Origin of the sequence: Halomonas elongata (genome assembly GCF_029081005.1) — a bacterium.
Classification (GTDB): domain Bacteria; phylum Pseudomonadota; class Gammaproteobacteria; order Pseudomonadales; family Halomonadaceae; genus Halomonas; species Halomonas elongata_B.
In genome coordinates, this window is sequence record NZ_JAJQTQ010000160.1 from 1 (window position 1) to 239 (window position 239).

At 71.1% G+C, this 239-nt stretch carries 1 protein-coding gene; it reads left to right on the plus strand.

The window, feature by feature from the left end:
- Positions 1–239 (plus strand): electron transfer flavoprotein subunit beta/FixA family protein (locus LU493_RS19920; protein WP_428994592.1); only part of this gene is annotated, 239 nt, incomplete at both ends.

Sequence of the window (239 nt, forward strand, 5' to 3'; positions counted from 1 at the left end):
GCGACCGAAGTGGTCGCGGTCACCGTCGGTCCCAAGGCCGCCCAGGAGCAGTTGCGCACGGCCCTGGCGCTGGGCGCCGACCGGGCCGTTCACGTGCAGACCGACGAGCGCGTCGAGTCGCTGGGGGCGGCCAAGGTGCTGGCCAGGGTGGTCGAGGAAGAGCAGCCGGGCCTGGTGATCCTCGGCAAGCAGGCCATCGACAGCGACAACAACCAGACCGGTCAGATGCTCGCCGCCCT